The sequence below is a fragment of the Acinetobacter sp. YH12046 genome, from assembly GCF_013419905.1.
Classification (GTDB): domain Bacteria; phylum Pseudomonadota; class Gammaproteobacteria; order Pseudomonadales; family Moraxellaceae; genus Acinetobacter.
The window spans coordinates 1-2445 of record NZ_VOZF01000066.1 but is presented as its reverse complement, the minus strand read 5'-3'; the positions used below and the strand labels follow the sequence as shown (position 1 = coordinate 2445).

The window sequence follows — 2445 nt, the reverse complement described above, 5'->3', positions numbered from 1 at the left end:
CGGGTCTATACCCAGCAACTAAACGCCCTATTAAGACTCGATTTCTCTACGGCTCCCCTATTCGGTTAACCTCGCTACTGAATATAAGTCGCTGACCCATTATACAAAAGGTACGCAGTCACCACACGAAGTGGCTCCCACTGCTTGTATGCATGCGGTTTCAGGATCTATTTCACTCCCCTCACAGGGGTTCTTTTCGCCTTTCCCTCACGGTACTGGTTCACTATCGGTCAGTCAGGAGTATTTAGCCTTGGAGGATGGTCCCCCCATATTCAGACAAGGTTTCACGTGCCTCGCCCTACTCGACATCATCATATAAGCCCTTTCGTGTACAGGACTATCACCCACTATGGTTGCACTTCCCAGAGCATTCCACTAGAACTTATATGACTTAATGGGCTGTTCCCCTTTCGCTCGCCGCTACTGAGGGAATCTCAATTGATTTCTTTTCCTACGGGTACTGAGATGTTTCACTTCCCCGCGTTCGCTTCATTAACCTATGTATTCAGTTAATGATACCTACCTTATGGTAAGTGGGTTTCCCCATTCAGACATCTCCGGATCACAGGATATTTGCCGCCTCCCCGGAGCTTTTCGCAGGCTATCACGTCTTTCATCGCCTCTGACTGCCAAGGCATCCACCACATGCACTTAATTACTTGACTATACAACCCCAAACAGTCGTTAAACCTTACAAGTAGGTTTAGCAACAAGTCTTACGACTCACAGTTGGCGTCTTGTGCATTTAAGCACTGTACAGCTTCAATTAGATTCATATACCAAAACGCTTGATTCAGTTTAATCGCTAGAACTCATCTAATCGCTTCATAGTTGCCTATGTTGCTTTCAACGAGTTTGAACAAATTATTTCAACTCAAATATATTCTGTTAATGATTTAATGCATCTTCGTCAGATTGCATTACTGTGATAAATCACAGAGATTATCAAGTGGTGCGTATCATAACGCTTGTACTTGTTAATCTCTAGGATCTAAACACTTGATCGCTTATTTCTTAGCTCTTTCCAGCATTGTTTGACTATCATCTAATCAATCAACCTCATTAATTTAAAAAGCAGTGCTTTTAAATTAATTCGTGGTGGAGACTAGGAGAGTCGAACTCCTGACCTCCTGCGTGCAAAGCAGGCGCTCTACCAACTAAGCTAAGTCCCCAGCTTATCATTTAAGTCAATGTTCTGATTTCTATTCGCTCTGCAATTGCTTGCTTGTCGTTAGTGGTGGGTCTGACAAGACTTGAACTTGTGACCCCACGCTTATCAAGCGTGTGCTCTAACCAACTGAGCTACAGACCCTCAGATACATCGTCATGAAGAACAACTTGTTGTGGATTCTTACCAATCGTCAATCTTTCGTTAAGGAGGTGATCCAGCCGCAGGTTCCCCTACGGCTACCTTGTTACGACTTCACCCCAGTCATCGGCCACACCGTGGTAAGCGTCCTCCCTAAGGTTAGACTACCTACTTCTGGTGCAACAAACTCCCATGGTGTGACGGGCGGTGTGTACAAGGCCCGGGAACGTATTCACCGCGGCATTCTGATCCGCGATTACTAGCGATTCCGACTTCACGCAGTCGAGTTGCAGACTGCGATCCGGACTACGATCGGCTTTTTGAGATTAGCATCTGCTCGCGCAGTAGCAACCCTTTGTACCGACCATTGTAGCACGTGTGTAGCCCTGGCCGTAAGGGCCATGATGACTTGACGTCGTCCCCGCCTTCCTCCAGTTTGTCACTGGCAGTATCCTTAAAGTTCCCACCCGAAGTGCTGGCAAATAAGGAAAAGGGTTGCGCTCGTTGCGGGACTTAACCCAACATCTCACGACACGAGCTGACGACAGCCATGCAGCACCTGTATCAGAGTTCCCGAAGGCACCAATCCATCTCTGGAAAGTTCTCTGTATGTCAAGGCCAGGTAAGGTTCTTCGCGTTGCATCGAATTAAACCACATGCTCCACCGCTTGTGCGGGCCCCCGTCAATTCATTTGAGTTTTAGTCTTGCGACCGTACTCCCCAGGCGGTCTACTTATCGCGTTAGCTGCGCCACTAAAGCCTCAAGGGCCCCAACGGCTAGTAGACATCGTTTACGGCATGGACTACCAGGGTATCTAATCCTGTTTGCTCCCCATGCTTTCGCACCTCAGTGTCAGTATTAGGCCAGATGGCTGCCTTCGCCATCGGTATTCCTCCAGATCTCTACGCATTTCACCGCTACACCTGGAATTCTACCATCCTCTCCCATACTCTAGCTAACCAGTATCGAATGCAATTCCCAAGTTAAGCTCGGGGATTTCACATTTGACTTAATTAGCCACCTACGCGCGCTTTACGCCCAGTAAATCCGATTAACGCTTGCACCCTCTGTATTACCGCGGCTGCTGGCACAGAGTTAGCCGGTGCTTATTCTGCGAGTAACGTCCACTTATCCC

At 47.8% G+C, this 2445-nt stretch carries 2 tRNA genes and 2 rRNA genes; all 4 read right to left on the bottom strand.

The window, feature by feature from the left end:
* Positions 1–665, bottom strand: a 23S ribosomal RNA gene (locus FTU03_RS15850); the annotation flags it as partial.
* 431 nt (positions 666–1096) lie between these two features.
* Positions 1097–1172: transfer RNA gene (locus FTU03_RS15845), tRNA-Ala, on the bottom strand.
* 63 nt (positions 1173–1235) lie between these two features.
* Positions 1236–1312 (bottom strand) — tRNA-Ile (locus FTU03_RS15840).
* 61 nt (positions 1313–1373) lie between these two features.
* A 16S ribosomal RNA gene (locus tag FTU03_RS15835) occupies positions 1374–2445 on the bottom strand; the annotation flags it as partial.